Genomic DNA, 22,215 nt, shown 5'->3' with positions numbered 1-22,215 from the left:
GTTATGAAACGATTTAAAAATATCTTGGTCTATGCTGAGGCTGATCAGCATGAAACGGCGGTCCGTCGAGCCGTCACTGTGGCATCCGAAAACAACGCCGATGTCACGCTTATGGAGGTCATTAAACCAATTCCACACGCAGTCGGGTATGTGACCCATGCAGCCGAGCCTGAGGAATTGCAGCGACTGATTGTCGAAGATCACCGAAAACGCTTGCTAGAGATTGCAACAGAGTACCTCAATACGGGCGTTCCGATTGACGTATTCGTTACAGTCGGTGATTCAGCATGCGAAATGGTTCGACAAGTTGTCAATGACAAACACGATCTAGTCATCAAAGCCGCCGACGGCTTGTCACTTTCAGGCCGATGGTTCGGCAGCATATCGCGTTCGCTGCTGAGGATGTGTCCTTGCCCAGTTTGGATTCTGAAGCCCGAGGTTCACGGCGACTTTGATCAAGTCGTTGCAGCGATTGATATCGATACCGGTGAGCCAAAGCATCTCGCTTTGAATCGCAAAATTCTTGAGCTCGCTTTCGCGATCGCTGAACGCGATAACGCTGATCTGCATGTTGTCAGCGCTTGGGACCTGTGGATGGAAAAATCGCTTCGAAAGCGAGCTGGGGATGCGGAAGTTGATTCAACGCTTTCCGGCTACGAAAAAAGGCTGCGTACCGTACTTAACGAACTGGTAAGCAAACAGGAAGCGAAACCGAAATCGGTCCAAATTCATTTTATTCGCGGCAACCCATCAAAAATCATTGAGGCCGTTAGCCAAAAAGTCGAGGCTGACCTTGTGGTAATGGGAACCGTTTGTCGCACCGGAGCGGCAAGCTTCCTGATCGGGAATACTGCCGAATCGCTGCTTGAACATGTAACGTGCTCTGTCTTGGCGTTAAAACCAGAGGGGTTCGTTTCACCAATAACATTCGATGATAGCGATGCAAATACCAGCAAAGAAACGCTACCAATCGTCTAACCAATTTTCCAAAAATTGGCGAAGAGTTCGGTCACTCTTCGCCAAACTTAGCAGCCGTGCTAAACGCGGTGCTCGCACCCAGAAAAAGCCACAACAAATCAAAGAGGCCACACACCGCCTGTATACTCCCTAGGAAGCTACCGTCGGTGCCTAACTCATCCATTGCCTCTTCGAGTTCCTGCTGAGCTAGTTCAGCATCTATTTCTTGCCCCAGCCAATCGGGATGTCGGCCTCGCGTATCGGCGACTAATGCTTCGCGCGATGCTTGGTCCATCAAAGCCAATTCCTTGCCAACCGCTTGCTGCAACTGGACTTCGCGCTGATCATACTCCTCATCCGATACGGTCTCGAAGTAATCAGAATACTCATCGTTTAATTCTGATTCCAATGTCGCCAACGCATGTTCCGATAAGCCACCAGCAAACTTTCCTTCGTTTGCCATTTTCTCCATCATGGCCGTCTTAGCATTGGGGAATGGATCCCACTCGGGGTAGCGACCTAATGTAGCGCAAATGGCTTGGTCACGCTCCAGTTCACTCATCGATCGGATCTGCTGAGCCGCTTGTTTACGCAGTTCTGCGCGGCGTCGGCTCAATTCCTCAGGAGCATTCGATTCGTAATATGCTTCATCCCACGATCCATCGAGTGACGCGAGTTCACTTTTGGCCTGCGCCGCCAAGTCATCACCTAACGATTTGGAGTCGTTTAACATTTGGTCCACCACAGCCAAGTAAAGGTTGTTGTCTTCAATCCATTCTGGATGACGTTCTCTGGCAGCCGCAATGAGTTGTTCTCGTTCGGTTGGGGTTTTTGGTTCGAGTTCGCTTTGGATGCGTTCTTCAACCTGCTCGCTGACCTGGTATGCTCCTTCCGACAATTCCTCATCGTCGGTATCCGAAAAATAGGTTGTAACATAATAGTTCGCGTACTCCTTTTCGGCACCCTCGAACTCGCCATCGACAAGCATTTGATCCGCCATGGCGTGCGATTGTTTCATTGCTTCGGGGGTGAAATTGGCGAATGTTTCCATGAAGTCCGCACCCACACTTAAAAGCATAATCGCAGTCGCCATGATCAACTTTGCACCGACAAAACTCATGCCTGCGATTCCTGCGGCCAAGCCACAATAAACCGGCGATGGGTTACGACCAATCGCACCGGCGACCAAGCCAATGACACCACCAATACCCCATGCCAAAATCCCTAGCTCATAGCCGCTAAAAGCAACGACTAACAACCACACGGCGGTACAGACCATTGCCACGATACTGGCAACCACCAAACCCGCGACCGAGCGTCCCGCCGAAGGGGAACCGGTCGTCGATGCCGTTTGAAGATCCGTTGCCTGTGACCGGGGCACATCCGGTTGGCTAGACCCGCCAGACGCGACATTGGCGGTACTTGAGGAAGACAATTGGGGTGAAGGGGATGTTGGTGGCAAGTTATCAGAACCGACCAAATCGCCGGTCGAGGGCGGTCCCGCAAAATGATTGGGGGTAACCGATCTTTCCGAAAGTGATCGTTTAGGACCCAAGGAATCATCACTTCGAGGGGTTCGATGGGACTGTGGCGTTGGGTGCAACAAAGGAGGCTGCGTGGAAGGTACCTGCATCTTTTCCTTACAACCGGGGCATGCGATGGTTTTGCCGGCATGTTGTGCTGCGACGGCAAGCGTTTTCTGACAGTGAATACATGGGAATTGGATTTTGTCGTTTGCCATTGCAAAAACGCCTTAAGGAAAGAATGCGTACTCGTGAGGAGAGTAAGTTTACACCAGTCAAACCGCCGAACGCAACTTTTTCGGTCCCTCGATCGAACGGAGCGATTACCATACAACCATTCCAGAAAACGAGCCGCCGAGGCTGGTTATTTTGATTCGATGTCGCTCATGGCCGAGATGCCCTCTTATGAAGCCCACCCTATGGTTCGCGGTCGCTTGGATCACTGGTTTTGCAATACCCGGCTCGGCAATTCAGATTGTCCATGCCCAACGGTCCACGATCACTCAGCAGTCCACGACAACGCGCCCCATCGTCGGTTTGCGAAAAGCCGATCCTTCGCCTGTTCTTTTGGTCGGAGCCGATGTTGTCTGCGATCCTGATTCGCCGTCAAAACCCGCATCGATTTTGATGCATGGAGCAACCATCGTCGCAGTCGGCAACAACATCCAGGTCCCCGCCGGAACGGAGACGCGAACCTTATCCGGCAAACGGATCTATCCAGGCCTGATCGACGCGATGCATGATGTCGAATTACCCGAGAATTTACCAACGGACAAAACGGGATATTGGAACAAGAATGTTTCGCCCGAGTTCCGCGCGGCATGGGCAACCACGTCAAATGAGAACGAACGGAAAAAACTTCACAGCCAAGGGATTACCGCTCAACTGAGGGCCCCAAAAGATGGAATCATCAAAGGAGCGAGCTGTGTCGTGTTGGCTCTCACCCCCGATCATCCACAATACTTGCTGCAACGTGACGTCTTTCAACACCTTGCCTTGACGGTCCCCCGTGGTAAACGACGTGATACCTACCCCAATTCACCGATGGGAGCTGTTGCACTGGTTCGGCAAGCATTTTACGACGCGATTTGGTACGACAAAGCAAATCGTGTTTATCAGAACAATCAAACGGTCCCACGTCCTCGGCCCAATCTATCGCTCGAGGAACTTTCACAAACGCTTCACTCAGGCACGTTTGTCGTCGACGCACCGAACGAACGATTCGCGATCCGCGCCGGAAATCTTGCGGATGAGTTCTCGATCGATATGATTCTGCGAGGCTCGGGTTTCGAGTATTGCGAATTGCCAGCGATTACCCGACAAGGACATCTCGTTCTATTGCCTGTCGACTTCCCTGATACGCCTGATACTACGACCCTCGAATCGATTCGCGAAACGCCACTTCGCGAATGGCTTCATTGGTATTTTGCACCCGAGAATCCTGCCCGCCTCCATCGCGAGGGTGTTCGCTTTTGTTTGACGACCGACGGACTCGACGACACTTCAAGTTTTTTGAAACACGTTCGAATCGCTGTTGATCGTGGCTTAGATTCCCGTGTGGCATTGGCTGCGTTAACCACCGTGCCAGCGGAACTGCTCGGTGTTGAGAAGCGAACCGGCAAGATCCAGCCGGGAATGATGGCAAATCTCGTCGTCGCTGACGGCGACCTGTTCGCGAAAGAAACAACGGTAACAGAAACTTGGGTTGCCGGAGAACGTTTTGAAATCGAAAAAGAAAAACCGCTAGCGGATGATCCTTTGATCGGTTCATGGAAAGTGACGTTGCCGGGATCGAAACAGCGGATTAGCGCTGTTTTGGTTTTTGAAAAGAAAGACGATAAGACCACTGGCTCGATTCGATGCACGAAATCGCAATCGACGGACGAGGATCCCAATGCCCAGCAGCGCGAAGAAAAACCAGAAGAGACGCGCGTTGAGTTGAAAAACAATGTCCGTCAGCGAGAGAAATTGTCAACTTCCGTACAACTGAGCAAACTCTCCGATGCATTCCCCGAGGGAGTCTCGCAATTGACGCTATTGATCGTTTCCAATGTCGATCATTCAAAAGAGTCTCCGTTGGTTTTGGCAACACTCACAACTCCCGACGGAAAGTCGCAATCGGTACCCATTCGCAGGGTAAAACGGCAAGATAAACCAGAGCAGGAAGTCTCCCCAACGCCAACCGCAAAAGAAACATCGGATTCAAATGTCGAATCTTCCGAGCGAAAACCGATCGAGATGGTTTACCCTCTCGGTGCTTACGGATTGGCCCAACGCCCAACAAAGCCAAATGCCGTTTTATTCCGTGGCGCGACGGTTTGGACAAGTGGCCCAAAAGCCAAAATCGACGATGCGGACGTACTTGTCATCGACGGCAAGATCGCTGAAGTAGGCAAGAAATTGGTCGCGCCCAAGAAGTGTGTCACCATCGACGCGCGCGGCAAACATCTCACCCCCGGTTTGATTGATTGCCACTCCCACATTGCAACCGACGGGGGAATCAACGAATCGGGGCAAGCGATCACGTCAGAAGTGCGGATCGCTGATTTCATCGACAACTCTGATATCTCCATCTATCGACAACTCGCCGGAGGTGTCACCGCGTCGAACATATTGCATGGTTCGGCCAACCCGATTGGCGGCCAAAATCAAGTGATCAAGATGCGATGGGGAGGCTCGATGGAGGATTTGAAATTCGCTGACGCACCTGCGGGCATTAAGTTTGCTCTAGGAGAAAATGTTAAACGAAGCTCGGGTCGCTATCCCAACACGCGTATGGGTGTCGAGCAAATCATTCGCGACCAATTCTTGGCCGCTCGTCAATACGACGCCGATCACAAAGCATGGCAGGATGGGGCCCGCGACCGATTGCCTCCGAGACGAAATTTGCAACTCGATGCATTGGTAGAAATTCAAACAGGTGATCGATGGATTCATTGCCACAGCTATCGCCAAGACGAAATTCTCGCGACTCTCGATGTGCTCGAAGAATTCAACATTCGCATCGGCACGCTACAACATATCCTCGAAGGGTACAAAGTCGCCGATCGAATGGCTTCTCATGGTGCAATGGCATCGACGTTCGCGGATTGGTGGGCTTACAAGTTTGAAGTCTACGACGCGATACCCTACAACGGCGTGTTGATGCATGATGCGGGAGTCGTTGTCTCCTACAACAGCGATGATGCGGAACTCGGTCGGCATCTGAACGCCGAAGCGGGCAAAGCCATAAAATACGGAGGCGTGCCGGAGCAAGATGCCTTGGCGTTTGTGACGCTAAATCCGGCGAAACAACTTCGCATTGATGATCATGTTGGATCGATCGAAGTGGGGAAAGATGCGGACCTTGCCGTTTGGAGTGGACCGCCACTTTCGCCTACGTCACGTTGCGAACAAACATGGATCGACGGACAAAAGTACTTTGACTTAAAGACGGACCGCATGCTACGCGCTCGCGACAAAAGTCTTCGTGCCCGATTGGTTCAATTGGCTCTGGAAACGGACAATCAACCTAAGTCGGATAAGACAAAGGACGAGGAAGAAGTCAAAGAAGCCGACCGTTGGGAGCGAATCGATGTGTACTGTAACGCGGGACGAAGCCAAGGAGAATCACGATGAACCGAGTAGGAACCCACTTTTTTGTCGCCACGGTTTTATTTTTCGCGTTGCCATCAATCGCAATGCCAAACGACCAAGTCCCTGGCGCACCGCAAACATCTCCGATTCTCATTCGTGGTGCGGTACTACACCCAGTTGATTCGCCGGTGATTGTTCGTGGCACGATCCTGCTAGAGGAAGGTCGAATTACGGCAATTGGCAAACACATCGAGTCGCCGAAGGGAGCCCTGATCATTGGGGCCAAAGGGAAACATATTTACCCCGGCTTGATCGAATCCTACACCGATCTTGGACTGCGTGAAATCAGTGCGGTTGATGTGACTGTCGATCGAAGCGAACTTGGAACTCGCAATCCGAATGTTCGCTCGTGGGTTGCGGTGAATCCCGACAGCGAATTGATTCCCGTGGCGCGTGCCGGCGGTGTGCTGCTAGCGCACGTTACCCCCGGTGGGCGTTTTGTCCAAGGGCAATCGGCATTCATGCAAATGGACGGATGGACCGAGAAAGAAATGACCTTACTTGCTCCATCGGGGTTGTGTGTCAATTGGGATGCGATGCAACCGCGTGAAAAGGACTCGACCAAACAAGCACAGCAGCGCGATGAGAAGTGGCAAGAGTTTGATGAATGGGTCGAACACGCCAAACGTGAATCGTTACGACAGGCCGATGCAGCGGATTCCATCTCATCGGATCTAAGGCTCGAGGCACTAATGAAAGTGATTCGTCGGGATGTACCTTTGGTGGTTTCAGCCAATCGCCAAAGTTCGATCGAGGCGGCTGTCGCTTATGCAGCCAGCCACAAACTTCGGCTGATCATTTACGGTGGGTATGACGCACAAGCGTGTGCGGAGTTGCTAAAACACCACGACGTTCCGGTCTTGATTGCTGGTACCTACCGTTTACCGCTGCGTCGCGATGATCCCTATGATTCGGCCTACACGTTGCCCGAACGTTTACGTCGCGCAGGTGTTCGCTTCGCTATTGGTGGCGAAGCACCGGGTTATCCCGGCGGAGCATCAAACGTACGCAATTTGCCGTATCATGCAGCCTGTGCGGTTGCCTATGGATTGCCGCGAGAACACGCGGTGCGATCGATCACTCTTTCACCAGCGGAAATTCTCGGTGTTGCTGACCGTGTCGGATCGTTAAGCGTAGGAAAAGACGCAACACTTATCGTTGCCGATGGGGATATTTTGGAGCCGCAAACCAACGTTACCGCAGCGTGGATTCAAGGTCGCAAAGTCGATCTCTCGAGCCGGCATACAATGCTATTCGAGAAGTACAAACAGAAGTATCAAAGCGGAAATTAGCCAGCTGACTGTTCTCAGTCCTTGATCTTTTTTCTTGTTCGATGAATCGCTGCTACGGTGGCCATTCCGACCAATAGCACAACGGCCCTCGGCTCAGGAACAGCAGCGGGTGAAATGACATAGTCAGCATAGGACTTGCCAGCAAGCGACGATGCGAGTGTGTCCTGATCGTACTGTGCTTCCAGAGTCGGCCCTCCCAACGCCAAAATCTCTTCTTCGGAAAAGAGCATGAAATTGTCGTTGAACTCTTGATTGAAAGCCGTCATGAAGACATTCGCAAAAAGCCCGTTGATACCCGTATTGGGATGAAAACCATCATGGACAAAGGCGTCTGCAACGTCATCCGTTGGCGTGCCTGAGAATGTCCCCAATTGCAGAAGTTGATCCAAATCGACGCCACCGGTCCCTTCGAGATCAAAGTCAACGCCGCCTATTGTGAAGATGTTATTTTCCTGTCCATGATCACCCCACATATCCTTGGTCAGCGTATAGAGATCGACAACTGGGACACCGACTTCCGTCGTCAGTCGCTGGATTGCGTTCACATTGTAAAGCTCCATAACATCATCGACCAAATCTCTTTGTGCTGCATCGGGGTACAATCGTTTGGCAACCGGTGTGATGCCATAGTCTGGTGCGCTCGCAACGATTAGATCCACCCCAGTCGCTCGGATTGTCTGCGCTGCCGTGATCACATCATTGACCGCTTGCGATGCAAAGTCTTGAATCTGAGAAGTAGTCGATAACCCTTCGTAGATCGCTTGGTAAGGACCGGAGGGCCCGTCGTTTAGAAGATCTAGGTTCGGTATTGCGGGGAAAAGATCATTCGAACCGACGATCAACACCGCTTTGGTGATTCCAGCCGTCGGAATTTGGGCGGCAAAATTCAAATGTTGCCCGCTGGTAATCAGGCTACCGGTGGTCGATCCGGCGAGTGCCCAATTGTACTCGTATCCCGTCCCGCGCGTGTCACCCCAATCATCAATTAATCCAAGATCGATTTGACTCTCGGCACGCATCAACTCCAGTGCATTCATCGAGTAGCCGAGAGAAACACCAAACCCTGTTTGGTCAAAATGCTCATCAAGCAAACTGTCGCCGACCGCACCCATTTTGAGTTGAGCCTGAGCCATCGAACCGCAGAGGAACATAACCATTAGAGAATACAAGCAACGCATCGTAGACCCTTTCTCGAGACTGGGAATCCGTGTAGGGGCAACTGTTACCACCCCTCACACTATCGATTCCTGCGTCTCTGGGCAAGAATATTTTCCCGTTTTTCGGTCGCAAGTACTCTGGGAACGATCACCCTCATGTTTTTAACGACATGAAGCGTCGCAAAATTCGTGACACCGTTTTCAAGACGGTGATTGAGCAAATCCTGTATTCAAAAAACGTGGCCGACGTCAGGGGATCACAAGCATGGCTCGATACCGACCGTCCGTCGGACCATTGGTTGCTGCCATCGCGTGTCACTTCACTCCGATGAAAGGTCTTTCACTCGAATGTCCTTAAATAGAACCTTTCCCTTGGCCCCTTTGTGGATTTGTAGGCCAAAGAACCCCTTCGAATAGATTCCATCGCCGATCCAGTGGGCTGCGGGAATGCCATTGACCCACGTTTTAACCACGTTGCCTTTGGCCGAGATGGTAATTCGGTTCCAATCCTCTTTCTTGATCGCTGATCGAACTTCGGCGTGCTCTTTCAGCCATAGAGGATAGAAATAACCACCACAACTTTGGCCGTAAACACCGCCGGACCATCCGCGATCATTCGTAATTCCTTCCATTTCCGCTTGTGGGCCATAAACCACAATTCGATCGCCTGCGGTTCTCTCTTTCGCCCGGAACATCACACCGGAATTTCCGTCGATTTCCCACTTGATGTCACACGTGAAGATAAAGTCGGTGAAGTCCGACTGGTCTGTTGAAAGGTACGTGCTGTCGGATTTAGGAATACACGTGCCTACGATCATTCCATCATAAGCTTCGAACTTACAAGTGCCTCCTTTTGGTGTCCAACCGGTCAAGTCCTTTCCGTTGAATAACGATTCGAAACCGTCGGTCAGGTTTGGTTCGGTATCCGTGTTAAGGAGCATCTTATCGACATCAGGGATGTTCTCTTGCGATTTGTATTTCTGGTACCAATCGCTTTGTTGCGGGTCCACCTCACCGGCTCGAACATTAGGGGCCGCCGCGACAGCAAAGAAAACGAGGCAGGAGCAGGCGAAAAAGAATCCGGCGAGTCTTGGATGAATGTGCATCAGAAGTGTCTCAAAGGTGGGTTGGATCGACAGAGTACGGACCGACAGATATTCGGATTACGACACAGTGTACTGCAAAACACCGTCTCGGTGAAGATTTGCAATAGGCACGTCAAACTTGAGGACGCAATGGAGTCAAGTTGTTTTTTTGCATCGAACCGCACGCTTTACATCACCTATTGATCTGCGTCACTTGATTCGCGTTACTCGTCCCCGAGTTTGAACAGATGTCGCAGCGCCTCGAGCAGGCCTCTTTGGTGGCCTTCGGCGGCGTCGTCTCGTACGGATGCGAGCGGCGGGTGCAATAATTTGTTGGTCAGCCGCCCAAATGATTTTTCAATCTCGCTTAGCACGGCTTGATCGACGTTCATTTGCTGCAACTTGTTCTGCAACCGCCTCAGTTCCTCGCGTTGGATTTCTCCGGCGTTTTCTCGAAGCCGTTGGATCACGGGGCCTGTCGAACGGTGGTTGATGGCAAGGATCAACTTTTCCGTTTCCTCGGCAATGATCCGTTGAGCCTTCGGATACTCCTTTTCCCGTTGGTGGCGATTGCGTTCGCACGCTGCTTTCAGGTCATCGATTTGGTAAAGATAAACATTTGAAAACTCACCAAGATTTGGATCAAAGTCACGTGGCACCGCTAAGTCCAAAACCAACAACACTCGCCCATAGCGTTTGCTTTCGATTTTTTCGAACATCGCTGCATCGACAATCGGTTCTTGAGCACTTGTGGTACCAATCAACAAATCAGCTTCGATCAATTTTTCTTCAAGCAAACTCCATGGCGCTGATGTGGCACCGAACCGTTGGGCCAATTCATCGGCTCGTTCGGCGGAGCGATTGATGATTGTGATTCCTGTCGCGCCGGCTTGCTTGAGGTACGGCAACGTCTCTTTGCTCATCTCACCCGCACCGCAAATCAAGACGTTTTTATCGCTGAGCGAGTCGAAGACTTCGGGGACGACTTCGCCCACCGCAACACTCGGAACACTGACGCGGCGCCGGTGGATCGACGTTTCTTGCTGAACGCGTTTCGCCGTCCGATTGGCTGCTTGAAACACCGCGTGGGTGAGCGGGCCCACCGAGCCACTGTTGCATGCCAAATCGTAGGCTTGTTTCACTTGTGACAAGATCTGAGCTTCCCCAAGGACCATTGAATCCAAACTCGCCGCGACGGTAAAGAGATGCTCGACCGCTTCGGGACCGATCCGATAAATCATTCGCTCAATGACTTCGTCCGCCGACACTTGGTGCTGCTCAGCCAAGAAACCAGCGACAGCCTCACGGTCGAGGGCGGCGGTTTGGTCATTGGACGAAGCATAAAGTTCGACACGATTGCACGTACTTAGCAGCACGATCTCGGATGAGGGAAATCGAACGCGAAAATCCTGAAGGGCTTTGCCAATCTGGTCGCCGGAAAACGAAATACGTTCTCGGAACTCAACCGCTGCATCTTGGTGGCTACAGCCGATCATTTGCAAATTCATGCTGCGTCCTCCGATACCACGCTCGCTTGATCAACCGGAACGGTTCGTCCATGCGGCGAGTTGAGAACACCAAAGAACGCTAACACCAAGAAACCTAAACTGGCCAATGTCAAGTAAAACGCTTTGCGTCCTTGACTAGCCGGAGCATAAAAGTACTCAACGCATGTTGCCACAGTGAGCCACAGCAACAGGCCAAAACTGAATAACACTCCACCGCTCGTCCAACCAACTTGCCCCCAACGGTTCAAATTCATCACGGCGCCGGCAATCACGCCGACTGCCACCGCCGTCGTGCTGACGACCAAGCATTGTCGATTCAATCGAGCCAAAGTTTCGAGCGTTGGCAATCGTAGTGACGAGCCAGCACGCTTGTTCTTCAGTCGCCATGATTGGGCCAAGTACATCACGCCCGCCAAAAAACCGATCAACACACCTCCGGCCCCTACAGCCATCGATATACCATGGATACTGCGCCAAACATCGGCCGCTTCGGAGCGAGAAAACGGAGCCATCGGACGAACCGCCAACGAGAGCCCAATGGTTGCCAGCACCAGCGGCATGAAGAAGATCCCGATCACCGTATCGGGACGACGGAGGTAGAAAATCAAAAAACAGATCGCCAATCCAAGGGCCACCAATAACGACCAATCATACCAACTAGCCAACATTCCAACGTCGCTCGTTGCACCGCGGGCCACCGCTCGCAGGACGAGGTAACAAATGTGAGTGAACAATCCCAAACTCATCATCACGATGACGGCTAAGCCACGGCCGGGAATTTTGCCAAAAAACCTTAGTAGTTCGAGAATAAGCACGACAATGTAACTCGCAAAAAAGCAAGTCACACTAATCTTGCCGAGAAAGACGAGCATCGTGGTGTTTTTTGGGGGTGATTTAGAGCGGAACGAGGAATGCCATGTTTCCCTCTATCCTACACGTTTTCCGAAAAAAGTCAGCCGAGTGCTGACCGAAGAAGTGGAGATTGTTTTCGCCCGGTCGGTGCGTTTGGCCGTCACCAACCGCCATCGGCCCACGAGTCAATTTCGATTTCTCCGTCAGCATGGATCGTTACGCGAATCGCCCCTACCGCAGCGGTCACGTGGACGCCTGATCCGACAACATTGAGCATCCGTCGAACCTCTGGTTTCTTCGCCCGTTTCCCCCCACTGACAATCACCTCCGACGGTCGGGACCACTGCAAAATCGACTCCGCATCCATCGTTAAACTGCCGTGATGTGGCGCCATCAAGACGCCTCCGGGCGGCGGACGCATCTTGTTGATTAACATCTCCGTTCCCGGTGGCTCCAAGTCACCCGGCAGAATCAACACGGTTCCACCATGGTCGATTCGCAACACCAAACTATTGGCATTGTCGCTTCCATCCATGCCGGATCGCGGCGGATGCAAAATCGAACAGCTGCCATCGAGCCCGCCTTTTGTCTCACTTGTGACATCCGAACCATCGAAAAGCTCGACGGTCGGTACCCCCGACGTTTTGATCGCGTTGCGAATCGCAATCAAACCGATTTCATTCTCGGTCAACATTCCCGGTGGCGTTACAATTTGTTCCACACTGAATCGCCTTAACACACCCGGCAAGGCGTTGTAATGATCCGAATCCGCATGTGACAAAAAGATCGCATCGAGATGTGTTGCGCCGATCGACCATAACGTCGAATCGATATCTCGACTGCTGCCGTTGGCATTAGCGAGCCGCCCGCAATCATAAAGCCAAACATGTCCCTCGGAATCTCTAAGCACCACCGTCGTGCCATGTCCCACATCCACAAATGTCGCTTCGAACGATCCATCGCTGATCGGCGAAGCAGTCGTCGCCGTTATCCAAGCGACGAGCCCCCAAACCGGAATCCATCCGTAGCGGAACCATGACGCTCGCTTCTGGCGGATAAACAGCGAACCGACCATCACAATATAGAAGACGATTACCCACCAAGTCGGCGGCGATGGTAGCCAAAAGTGACCAAGCGGAACGACCGCTGCGACATCGATAATCGATCGCATCGCATCAAGTCCCAGTCCACATAAGTAACCGGGAATGATGGCCAGTGGTTCCAAAATCCATCCACCGACAACCGTTGCAACACCCATCGCCAAGGACCAAAACAGAAACGGACTGAGCACGACATTCGTCACCACACTGACAAACGACACGACGTGGAAATAGTGCCACACCAAAGGAAGACTCATCGCAGTGACACAACCGCTATACCAAACCGCGCGACCGATTTTTGCCAAAGCCCAACTTCCTATCCGGTAATACCCGGGCTGTGCCGATTGGATCAATTGATCGAGCTGAGATTCGTTTTCGATCGCTACCTCGGCACCTCGCGACGACGCGATCGATCGCAACCCACAAAGAAAAAAAGTTCCCACGGCGAGGAACGACAATTGAACACCAACATGAAAGAGGTTTTCGGGGTTGATCAACATCAGGATCAACGCTGCGAGCGACAACGTATTGAACGGTTGGGCGGGACGCCGAAACCAAAGCGACAACATCACCACGGCGACCAAAACAGCCGCCCGCATGACTGGCGGTCGTCCGCCTGTAATCGCTGTGTACAGACAGCAAACCGCTAAAATCCAGGCGATGCGAAGCGTTAGTGGAAAACGAAGCAAGGTCGCTGTCCAGCTTGCCAACACGATCACGATCGCTAAGTGCAAACCGCTGACGCTAAGCAGATGAGCCGTCCCGGTGACCAGCAGCGAATCACGCGTTTCTGAATCAACAAACTCGCGTTGTCCTATCACCAGCGCCACGGCCAACGGTCCCATCGTTTCACCAACATGCCGAAGTAAAATTTCGCGGCTCCGAGTCGACAACGCTGCAATCGGACGGCCATAACGGAACGTCTGACTTTGGAGGATAATTTGGTCTTCGCTGTCAACGTCGACGCGAGCATGGACGCCACGGTGACGATATACCTTTCGAAAATCGATTTCACCTGGATTCGTCGGAGCATTGATTTGTTGCAGTTGGCCGTGAACGCGGATCTTATCACCAGGGCGAAATTGTTCGAGCAAGCCATTGCTGACAACCATCAAATGACCTCGGCACGGTTCAAACGTATGACCGTTGCGAATCGCTGTCATGTCGATACGAATCATCGACTGCCAAGGCGATTGATCCCTTCGGCTTGGTAAATCGCCAAGCGGATTGCGGCGAATCACCACCGGCTGAGTAATCGTTCCGTCAATGATCGCCGGTTCTCCATCGACGTCGGCAATCGATAGCACGGGGGATGTGTCATAGCGAAAACCGCGGTGCGCGTGACAAAGACCGCCCAAGGCGGAAAACAGAACGACGATCGCTGCAAGGCGAACCCGGTTCCTAGTAAATCCGAACAACAACGCACCGCAAAGGCTAATCACAATCCAAGTCGCTAGTCGTGATAAAAAAGGGATAGAAAGGAGGTCCACCGCGGCCGCATCGATCGCGATACCGGTTGCCGTCCCGATCGCGAGAATCAACAGCGGATGGCGAGCCCAGAAATCGGCAAATCGCCCATCATCGGCGGTATCAACCATGGCATCCAAAACCGTTGCCAACGAACCATCCCTTTGCGTTTTCGGATAGAATCATGCGATCGCTGGTGTCCAGCCTCAAGGCACCCAAGGTGCTCGGCGGGCTCGTGCTCTAGGCCACTGGAGCCTGGAAACCAGCGAAATTCCAATACTCAATCAACATTAACAAGTTCCCATGTTACACCTTTTTAGTAAACAAATGTTTCGCCCGGTCGCGTGCGTCTTTGCTCTGGCTTCCCCGATTCTCTACGCACAAGAACAACCTTCTCGACTGGCTGCAATGCAATACCCTGAAACCAAGTCCATTGACGTGACCGACGACTATCACGGCAATAAAGTCGACGATCCCTACCGCTGGCTCGAGGACACTGAAAGTGACGAAACCGCCGCCTGGGTTGAGGCTGAAAATAAGGTGACGCAGGGGTATCTGCAATCGCTACCTCAGCGGACCGCAATGCGCGAGCGACTCGAAAAACTATGGAATTACGAACGTTTTGGACTGCCCAGTGCAAAAGGTGACCGCTACTTCTATAGCCACAACGACGGTCTTCAAGATCAAAGTATCCTCTACACAGCCGCGTCGCTCGATGCTACGCGTGAAGTCTTGATCGATCCGAATCAATTGAGCAAAGATGGCACCGTAGCATTGGCGGGAACCACGATCACCAAAGACGGCAAACTGTGTGCTTATGCGTTGGCCGATGGTGGCAGCGATTGGCGTACGTGGAAAATCCGCGATGTCGAAACCGGTGAAGACTTACCGGACACGATTGAGTGGGTCAAATTCAGTGGGATCGCTTGGATGCCGGACGCTAGTGGTTTCTACTACGCTCGCTATGCTGCACCGGTCGAGGGCGAAGAGCTTCTTGGAACCAATGAAAACCAAAAGTTGTACTATCATCGCCTCGGTGACGATCAATCCAAAGACCAACTGATCTTCGAACGACCAGACGAACCGAAATGGGGTTTCATGCCTGCGGTCACGGACGATGGAGACTACCTCGTAATCCAAAATTGGAAAGGAAGCGAACCAAAGTCCCAAGTGTTTGTCAAAGATTTAACCGACTCCAATGCAACCGTCGAGCCTTTGATCACCGGATTCGATGCTGAATATGAATGTGTTGGATCGACCAATGATGTTTTGTACTTTGTAACCGACAATGAAGCACCGAAACGGCGCGTGATCGCGGTAACCTTTGGCAAGCACGATCGCGCGAACTGGAAAGAAATCGTGGGTGAATCCGAGGATGTTTTGGAAGTTGCCAGTTTGTTTGGCGAGACGTTTTACCTGCAATATCTGAAAGACGCCAAGAGCCGAGTCGCTCGCTATTCCATCGCTGGCGACTACGTCGATGATCTACCGCTACCCGGTGTCGGTTCCGTCTCTGGCTTCGGTGGACGACAAGATGCAACCGAAACGTTTTTCGGCTTTACCAATTATGTCACTCCCAATGCGATCTATCGCGTCGACTTGGCCACAGGCAAAACTTCACTTTGGCGGCGTCCCGACGTTGCGATCAATGTGGACGATTACATCACCGAGCAATTGTTCGCCACCAGCAAAGATGGGACGCAAGTACCGATCATTGTGACCCGGCATCGCGATTCAAAACTTGATGGAAACAACCGAACGTTGTTGTATGCCTATGGCGGATTCAACATTTCGATCACGCCGTCGTTCTCACCTGCCAACGCAGCGTGGATCGAAAGTGGTGGGATCTATGCTGTCGCGAATCTTCGTGGCGGCGGCGAATACGGACGTGAATGGCACGAAGCGGGCATGCGACTGAAAAAGCAAAATGTCTTTGACGATTTCATCGCCTCGGCGGAACACTTGATCAAACAAGGCTACACGAAGAGTAATCTGCTAGCCGTACAAGGACGCAGTAACGGCGGTTTGTTGATCGGAGCGGTCATGACCCAGCGTCCAGATTTGTTTGGCGCTTGTTTGCCAGGCGTTGGGGTGATGGACATGTTACGGTTCCACAAATTCACCATCGGTTGGGCCTGGGTCGCGGAGTTTGGTAGCAGCGATGAGGTGGATCAAATCGAAAATTTGCTTTCGTATTCTCCGCTCCACAACATTAAAAGTGGCACATGCTATCCGGCGACATTGATCACCACCGCTGATCGCGATGATCGCGTGGTTCCAGGACACAGCTTCAAATTCGCTGCAGCACTGCAAGCGGCACAAAGCGGTGACCAACCGACACTCATTCGGATCGAAACACGCGCTGGACATGGAGCGGGCACGCCAGTGAGCAAAAAAATCGACGAGTACGCCGATGCTTGGTCTTTCTTGATGGAAAACCTGAAGTAGGTTAAACGTGCTTAGAATTTCAATCCGGCTTGGACGAATAACGCGTCGTCCAAGTCGATGTCCTCTTCGGTTTGCTCGTACTCAATCGATCGATTAAATGCGTAGCCTGCTTCGAAGAACCCTCCGCGATTCCCTTGTCGGATTTCTTCCAAACCAAACAACAATCGCAAATCGCTGAGCGTCAACTCATCATCGGCACCACTGTCACGTGTCACAGCCCATGTGTTGCCACCAATCGTTCCACCAAAGTAAGCCCAACCTTCGGATTCACCACCGTTTTTCCAGAGTCGACGTGAGATTCGTGGACGCGGTAACATGGCATCGAATTTCCACCATGGCGTCGGAGTCCAAGTAGCACCAAACGCAGGCAGCAGAGGCAAGTCGGATCGGCCGAGATAGACCACACCGAGCGAAAGACTCAAGTCGGGACGCTTTTGCCAATTCACTAGCCCTAGCCCAAATAACCGAAACGCGTTTTTACTTGTTGTGAAATCGCTGCGAATCGAAGGGGTTAGCATCAAGGTGGATGAAAACCGTTCGGACCATTTTTTTTGGTTAAATAACGAGACGCCAGTGTTATACAACGACTCGGGTGCGTCGATCACGGTCGGCCCGCGTAAGTGATCTGCTCGAAAGTAGGGGCGAAGCGCCAGGATGTTATCCATACTGCCAAGCGGCACGCCAAAGGCAACGCGTGCCTCCTCGAACGTGGTATCGATACCGCCTGCTTTGTCGCCAAGACCACCGAGATACCCACCAAGCACTTCCGCGCCTTGGTAGAAACTTTTTCGATAACGCTCTATCGGTATCTCCCCGTACGCTCGTTCGGTATTGCCGGAAACACGCTGCTGGATCGAGTCGTTAATCACGACCGGGCTATTAATGACGGCCGGATTATAGTCTTGAGCGAAAACACCACTCACTATCGTTAAAACAGCAGTCAGCACAAAAAGATGGCGTTGATAATCAGGTGGCGTTTGCATTCTTGCTCCGAGACCATGGGTGGATACCGGAAGTACCAAAGCAAACCACGAGACGTAAAGAGCGAACTTGACTACCCGGCTGTGATCGTACCGCGAAGCCGAGTCAGTTTCATGCGCACGGATTCGTAGGTATAGGGGTCATCGGGATCGGCGGGAGCGTCGGGCTTTTCAAAATGAGGGCGTTCGAGATACATTCGACCCCACTGGGAATCGATATCGTTGACAAAATTGCGTCTTAGCTGCTCGTTGCTAATCAATTGGTCGATTAATGCCGCAAGCGCCGCGATTGGTTTTTCATAACCAAATTGGTACACCGTCTCGCTGGTTCGGTACCACCGCAGCAGCACGATTTCGAGGGCGCCTTCGGTATCGATCAAATTTTGTTCGAGATAGCGTTCGACTTCGAGTTCCGCTCGCTGCTTTGTCGTAACTGGCGAAGTTCCCTTTAACAGCCGCTCGCCCCCCATCCGGCCTATTGCGTCGGCCAAGCGGTACCCGCGGCTGGCAATTATTTCGCTTTCAATCTGAGCGTTCTTTCGAATATCGGCTTCGTTTTTCTTTTCGTTCATGGTCTTCGTCCTAACAGAATTGGGGACATTCCCCAAGGCGTTTACCGTCTGCAAATCGCTTTCCACCCAAGTTTATCATTCTGCCGCTTGGAGAGTTGGGCGCGGACCATTATTCTGCTGGCCATGCACCCTTCTGCGAAAACGATCGTTTGGACTGCCGCAAAATTTGCTGTCCCTGTGGCCATTATTACATGGCTGGGCTTTTTCCATATCGACTGGGCCCAATTATCGCTCCAGCCGAAGAATTACGCGCTGCTCGCCTGCGCGCTGATTGTCGCACTTTGTGGCGTCAGTTTGTCGTTCGCTCGTTGGTGCATGTTGGTTCGGTGCCAGGGAATTTCGCTATCCATGGTCGAGGCTTTTCGAATCAGCTCGATTTGCTATTTGTTCAATTTCATTTCGGCCGGCAGTGTGGGCGGCGATTTGTTCAAAGCCATCTTCTTGGCAAAACGTCGTCCAGGCAGACGAATCGAAGCGGTCGCGTCGGTGTTTGTTGACCGCGGTGTCGGTTTATTCGGGTTGGTATTGTTGGTCGCAATCGCCATGTGGGTTGCTGATCCGCCCGGTTCGAGCGATGAAAACCGCGACCAGCTGGGCCAGATCAAACTCGTCGCCGCGGTGCTGGTCGGCGTCGGGACCGTCGTGCTCAGCGTGTTGGTATTTGGTGGCAAAGGGGTCGATCGATTGGTTCGCTGGGGAAGCCGATTGCGTTGGGTTGGACCGTTGATCGGTAAAGTGGGCGCACCGCTGCGTATGTTTCATCGTCATCCGATCGCTTTCTTTTTTGCGATTGTGATGAGTTTGGGAGTTCACACGCTATTGGTGATCAGTATGTATCTGATTGCGAAAAGCTTGTACCTCGATCCACCAACGTTGCTAGACCATTTTGTGATTGTGCCAATCGGGATGCTTGCCGCGGCGCTTCCGATCACTCCCGCGGGACTAGGTGTTTACGAAGCTGCCATCGAGTGGCTTTACCGAATCATTCCTGCGACCAAAACGACCGCATCAGGAACACTGGTCGCATTGGTCTTTGAAATCGTCAAGGTGGTCATGGCCGTGATCGGCACGCTATTTTATTGGACCGCCAACGCAGAGGAACGAGAAAGCATCGAAGCTGCCGAACATGTTGAAACCAAAAGCAGCTAGCGAAGTGGGCCCCATTCCGCCGCCCGCCTATTGGTTTCGCCCGCCTATTGGTTTCGGCTGGCCGATAGGAGCTGGCCCTAATCCTGATATGCCAGCTATTTGGCGATGCAATAGAGATGTGATTTGCCACGCAAAAAGATCTCGTCATCCACAATGGCAGCCGATGCATCAATCTCGTCATCCAGTTTGTTGGTGGCGACGATCTCGAGAGCATTGCCGTGTTTGATCACCAAAGTGGTTCCGTCGCGGCCAGTGAAGAAGATATGGTCGGCCGCAGCAACCGGCGACGCATACATCATAGAAATGCCCTGTAGACGCGTTTGCCCTATCAGCTCCTCGCCTGATTTCGCATCGCGCGATATCAACACACCGTTATTGGATTTAACGAAGTAAAGTTGGCCTTTGTAAAGAACCGGGGAAGGGACGTATGGGGCGGCATCTTCATTGTACCAAGTGATTGCATCGGTGCCGGTAATGTCGCCTTGGGAACTCAGTGGGATCGAGTAGACCGCATTGCCACGATACCCGGTCATCACGATGACATTGTCTTCAAAGCGGACGGGGGTCGGGACGGGGTTGCCTGCTTGACCACCACATTCCCAAATCAGTTCACCGTTGTGAAGGTCATAGCTGCGGACTCGAGTGGTACCGTTGGTGACGACTTGGATTCGGCCATCGTATTCCGTGATTAACGGCGTCGACCAAGTGGTTTGCTCGTCACGGGCCACTCGCCATTTTTCGTTCCCCGTTTTGGCATCGAGGGCGACGATGAACGAATCCCCTTCGTGATCCCAAGGCACAACAAGAGTTCCATCGTGTACCGCTGGGGAACTTCCCTCACCGAATTGAGCTCGCGTTTGCATTTTACCGAGCTGGACATCCCAAAGTTGCTTGCCATCAAAGTCCAAACAGAAAACCCCGCGCGAGCCGAACGAGACGTAAAGTCGCTCGCCGTCGGTGACCGGCGAAGCGGAAGCAAACGTGTTGGTGTTGTGGCCGGATTCGTGTGGGATTTGTTCGGTGACTGTCGTTTGCCAAATTTCCTTGCCGGTGGCACGATCGAAGGCAAGCACCACGAAATCGTAATAGTTCGTTGGCGATCGACCGCCGCCAAAGCCGCCTCGGCCACCACGCCGACGTTGACCGGGGCGATTACCACTGGTGCGTTCTTGGGGTGCCACTTCGGTAGTTGCCGACGCTTCGCTCGCAGCATTTCCTTCGGCGACTCGCTCGGTCTTCACTGCTGTACTAACGTAGATACGGTCACCCAAAATGATTGGCGTGGAGCTTCCAGCACCGGGCAAATCGATCTTCCATTTGATATTTTCCGTTTCACTCCATGTGGTCGGCGGGTTGGAATGAACCGCGACACCGGAACCGTCAGGACCACGCCAGTGGGGCCAATCTTTGACGATTTCTTCTCCTGACGCTGGAACGAGTGCCAAGATTCCTGACGCAAAACAACAAACGCTGACGGAGAGGATGAGTCGCAAGAGTAAGGTTCCCATTTTGGAGTTACCGGACAGATCACGTTTAAAACGCAATAGAATTCTATCGGTAAAACCCACCCAAATGGCGTAAGTTCCGATCGGGAAGTCAGATAACCTGGCCCACTTTGTCATGAATCAGTAGACCGGGACCGGTAAAACCATCAATTGGCCGCTTGCCGACCAACTTCATTGGGATTCCTTCTTTACGGGGATTCGGCGACAAGTTCTCGCAGTAGTTGTGCCGTCCGGATGATCGAGTCGGTATCGATCGTGTGCGGTCCTTCGAATCCGTGAAATTCGGCTTTCACACCCGCATTTTTGAGAATTTCCGACAATTCGACGGCACTTGGGTAAGGCAATATCGGGTCGAATGTACCGTGCGCTTGGTAGACACGTGTGTTGTTAAGTCTCGTTAACGCCTTTTCCCACTCGTCTTTGCATATCAGCGTTCCCGAGTAGAGCAGCAGCAATGACGGCGGATCGATCGGGCCACGAAGGGTCGCGTCAAGCGTAAGCATCGCTCCTTGGGAGAATCCACCAAGGACAAGCTGAGTCGACTCACCACCCAACTCCGCTTTGATTTCGGCAATTGCTTTGCACAAACTTTCACGGGCTTCGGTAATCCCGTCGGGCTCGTGCTCATGCATGTCGCTGAAACGTGACGCTTGGATCGATTCGGCCAATTGAGCCATGTTGATCGGCCACCAAGCCCGTCCGTCGGGCATCCCCAGTTCCGCAAGTGTCAACGGAGCGGCAGGAAAAATAAAGCGAAATCGTCCAGCATCCTCGCCCAGCAACGACATCCATTCGAATGCCAAACCCGCCAAGTCGGTGCCGGGTGCACCATAGCCGTGACAAAGGACGACGGGAATTGATGGGGAATCACCGCCATCGACAACGATACAATCAAGTGAACCGTAGAGAGCAGGACGTGGTTTCAGCATTGGGAAGTTCCGAAAGAGAAAGGCAAAGTCGAGCTGAAAAATAGCAAATACCAAC

General features: G+C 52.4%; 16 protein-coding genes. 6 read left to right on the top strand and 10 right to left on the bottom strand.

Features of this window, described 5'->3' with window-relative positions; genetic code table 11:
• Nucleotides 1-3 precede the first annotated feature (3 nt).
• Nucleotides 4-978, top strand: coding sequence for a universal stress protein (locus CA13_RS18080; protein WP_146398954.1), 975 nt, complete (start codon nt 4-6; stop codon nt 976-978).
• A gap of 31 nt (nt 979-1,009) precedes the next feature.
• Here CA13_RS18080 and CA13_RS18075 read toward each other — a convergent pair whose 3' ends face one another.
• Nucleotides 1,010-2,698: a hypothetical protein gene (locus tag CA13_RS18075; protein ID WP_146398952.1), complete on the bottom strand. Its 1,689-nt coding sequence runs from the start codon at nt 2,696-2,698 to the stop codon at nt 1,010-1,012.
• A gap of 187 nt (nt 2,699-2,885) precedes the next feature.
• Here CA13_RS18075 and CA13_RS18070 point away from each other — a divergent pair, with 187 nt between their 5' ends.
• Both CA13_RS18070 and CA13_RS18065 read left to right on the top strand, forming a co-directional pair.
• Nucleotides 2,886-6,098, top strand: coding sequence for an amidohydrolase family protein (locus CA13_RS18070; protein WP_146398950.1), 3,213 nt, complete (start codon nt 2,886-2,888; stop codon nt 6,096-6,098).
• On the top strand, nt 6,095-7,408 hold the full coding sequence (locus CA13_RS18065) for an amidohydrolase family protein (RefSeq protein ID WP_146398948.1): 1,314 nt from the start codon (nt 6,095-6,097) through the stop codon (nt 7,406-7,408). Before CA13_RS18070 ends, CA13_RS18065 begins: the two co-directional genes overlap by 4 nt.
• Before the next feature lie 14 nt (nt 7,409-7,422).
• Here the strand turns inward: CA13_RS18065 and CA13_RS18060 are convergent, their stop codons facing one another.
• On the bottom strand, nt 7,423-8,586 hold the full coding sequence (locus CA13_RS18060) for an SGNH/GDSL hydrolase family protein (RefSeq protein WP_146398946.1): 1,164 nt from the start codon (nt 8,584-8,586) through the stop codon (nt 7,423-7,425).
• Between the two features lie 149 nt (nt 8,587-8,735).
• Between CA13_RS18060 and CA13_RS35350 the strand changes: the two genes are divergently transcribed.
• Nucleotides 8,736-8,897 carry a hypothetical protein gene (locus CA13_RS35350; RefSeq protein ID WP_419194522.1) on the top strand — a complete coding sequence of 54 codons (162 nt, stop codon included), beginning with the start codon at nt 8,736-8,738 and terminating at the stop codon, nt 8,895-8,897.
• Here CA13_RS35350 and CA13_RS18055 read toward each other — a convergent pair.
• From CA13_RS18055 to CA13_RS18040, 4 genes are all read right to left on the bottom strand, one after another.
• Nucleotides 8,886-9,671 carry a 3-keto-disaccharide hydrolase gene (locus CA13_RS18055; protein WP_146398944.1) on the bottom strand — a complete coding sequence of 262 codons (786 nt, stop codon included), beginning with the start codon at nt 9,669-9,671 and terminating at the stop codon, nt 8,886-8,888. The two genes, CA13_RS35350 and CA13_RS18055, sit on opposite strands and share 12 nt — an antisense overlap.
• 203 nt (nt 9,672-9,874) lie before the next feature.
• Nucleotides 9,875-11,158 carry a glutamyl-tRNA reductase gene (hemA, locus tag CA13_RS18050; protein WP_146398942.1) on the bottom strand — a complete coding sequence of 428 codons (1,284 nt, stop codon included), beginning with the start codon at nt 11,156-11,158 and terminating at the stop codon, nt 9,875-9,877.
• Complete coding sequence (gene ccsA / locus CA13_RS18045) at nt 11,155-12,030, bottom strand: cytochrome c biogenesis protein CcsA (protein WP_146398940.1); 876 nt, start codon at nt 12,028-12,030, stop codon at nt 11,155-11,157. Before ccsA ends, hemA begins: the two co-directional genes overlap by 4 nt.
• A gap of 140 nt (nt 12,031-12,170) precedes the next feature.
• A complete protein-coding gene (locus CA13_RS18040) occupies nt 12,171-14,729 on the bottom strand; it encodes a ComEC/Rec2 family competence protein (RefSeq protein ID WP_146398938.1) in 2,559 nt (852 codons plus the stop codon).
• A gap of 151 nt (nt 14,730-14,880) precedes the next feature.
• On the opposite strand from CA13_RS18040, the gene CA13_RS18035 reads away from it, so the two are divergent.
• Entirely contained in the window at nt 14,881-17,025 is a 2,145-nt protein-coding gene (locus tag CA13_RS18035) for a prolyl oligopeptidase family serine peptidase (protein WP_146398936.1), read from the top strand.
• A gap of 11 nt (nt 17,026-17,036) precedes the next feature.
• Here the strand turns inward: CA13_RS18035 and CA13_RS18030 are convergent, their stop codons facing one another.
• Both CA13_RS18030 and CA13_RS18025 read right to left on the bottom strand, forming a co-directional pair.
• Complete coding sequence (locus CA13_RS18030) at nt 17,037-18,008, bottom strand: hypothetical protein (protein ID WP_419194521.1); 972 nt, start codon at nt 18,006-18,008, stop codon at nt 17,037-17,039.
• 71 nt (nt 18,009-18,079) lie between these two features.
• Nucleotides 18,080-18,577: a hypothetical protein gene (locus CA13_RS18025; protein WP_146398934.1), complete on the bottom strand. Its 498-nt coding sequence runs from the start codon at nt 18,575-18,577 to the stop codon at nt 18,080-18,082.
• Between the two features lie 123 nt (nt 18,578-18,700).
• Here CA13_RS18025 and CA13_RS18020 point away from each other — a divergent pair, with 123 nt between their 5' ends.
• On the top strand, nt 18,701-19,726 hold the full coding sequence (locus CA13_RS18020; protein ID WP_146398932.1) for a lysylphosphatidylglycerol synthase transmembrane domain-containing protein: 1,026 nt from the start codon (nt 18,701-18,703) through the stop codon (nt 19,724-19,726).
• Between the two features lie 95 nt (nt 19,727-19,821).
• Here CA13_RS18020 and CA13_RS18015 read toward each other — a convergent pair whose 3' ends face one another.
• Together CA13_RS18015 and CA13_RS18010 are read right to left on the bottom strand one after the other, a co-directional pair.
• Entirely contained in the window at nt 19,822-21,234 is a 1,413-nt protein-coding gene (locus CA13_RS18015; RefSeq protein ID WP_146398930.1) for a PQQ-binding-like beta-propeller repeat protein, read from the bottom strand.
• 185 nt (nt 21,235-21,419) lie between these two features.
• The gene (locus CA13_RS18010) at nt 21,420-22,160 is read right to left on the bottom strand and encodes an alpha/beta hydrolase (RefSeq protein WP_146398928.1); all 741 of its coding nucleotides are present in this window, start codon (nt 22,158-22,160) and stop codon (nt 21,420-21,422) included.
• Between the last annotated feature and the right edge of the window lie 55 nt (nt 22,161-22,215).

The organism is Novipirellula herctigrandis (assembly GCA_007859835.1).
Taxonomy (GTDB): domain Bacteria; phylum Planctomycetota; class Planctomycetia; order Pirellulales; family Pirellulaceae; genus Novipirellula_A; species Novipirellula_A herctigrandis.
This window is presented reverse-complemented; position numbering and strand designations above follow the sequence as displayed.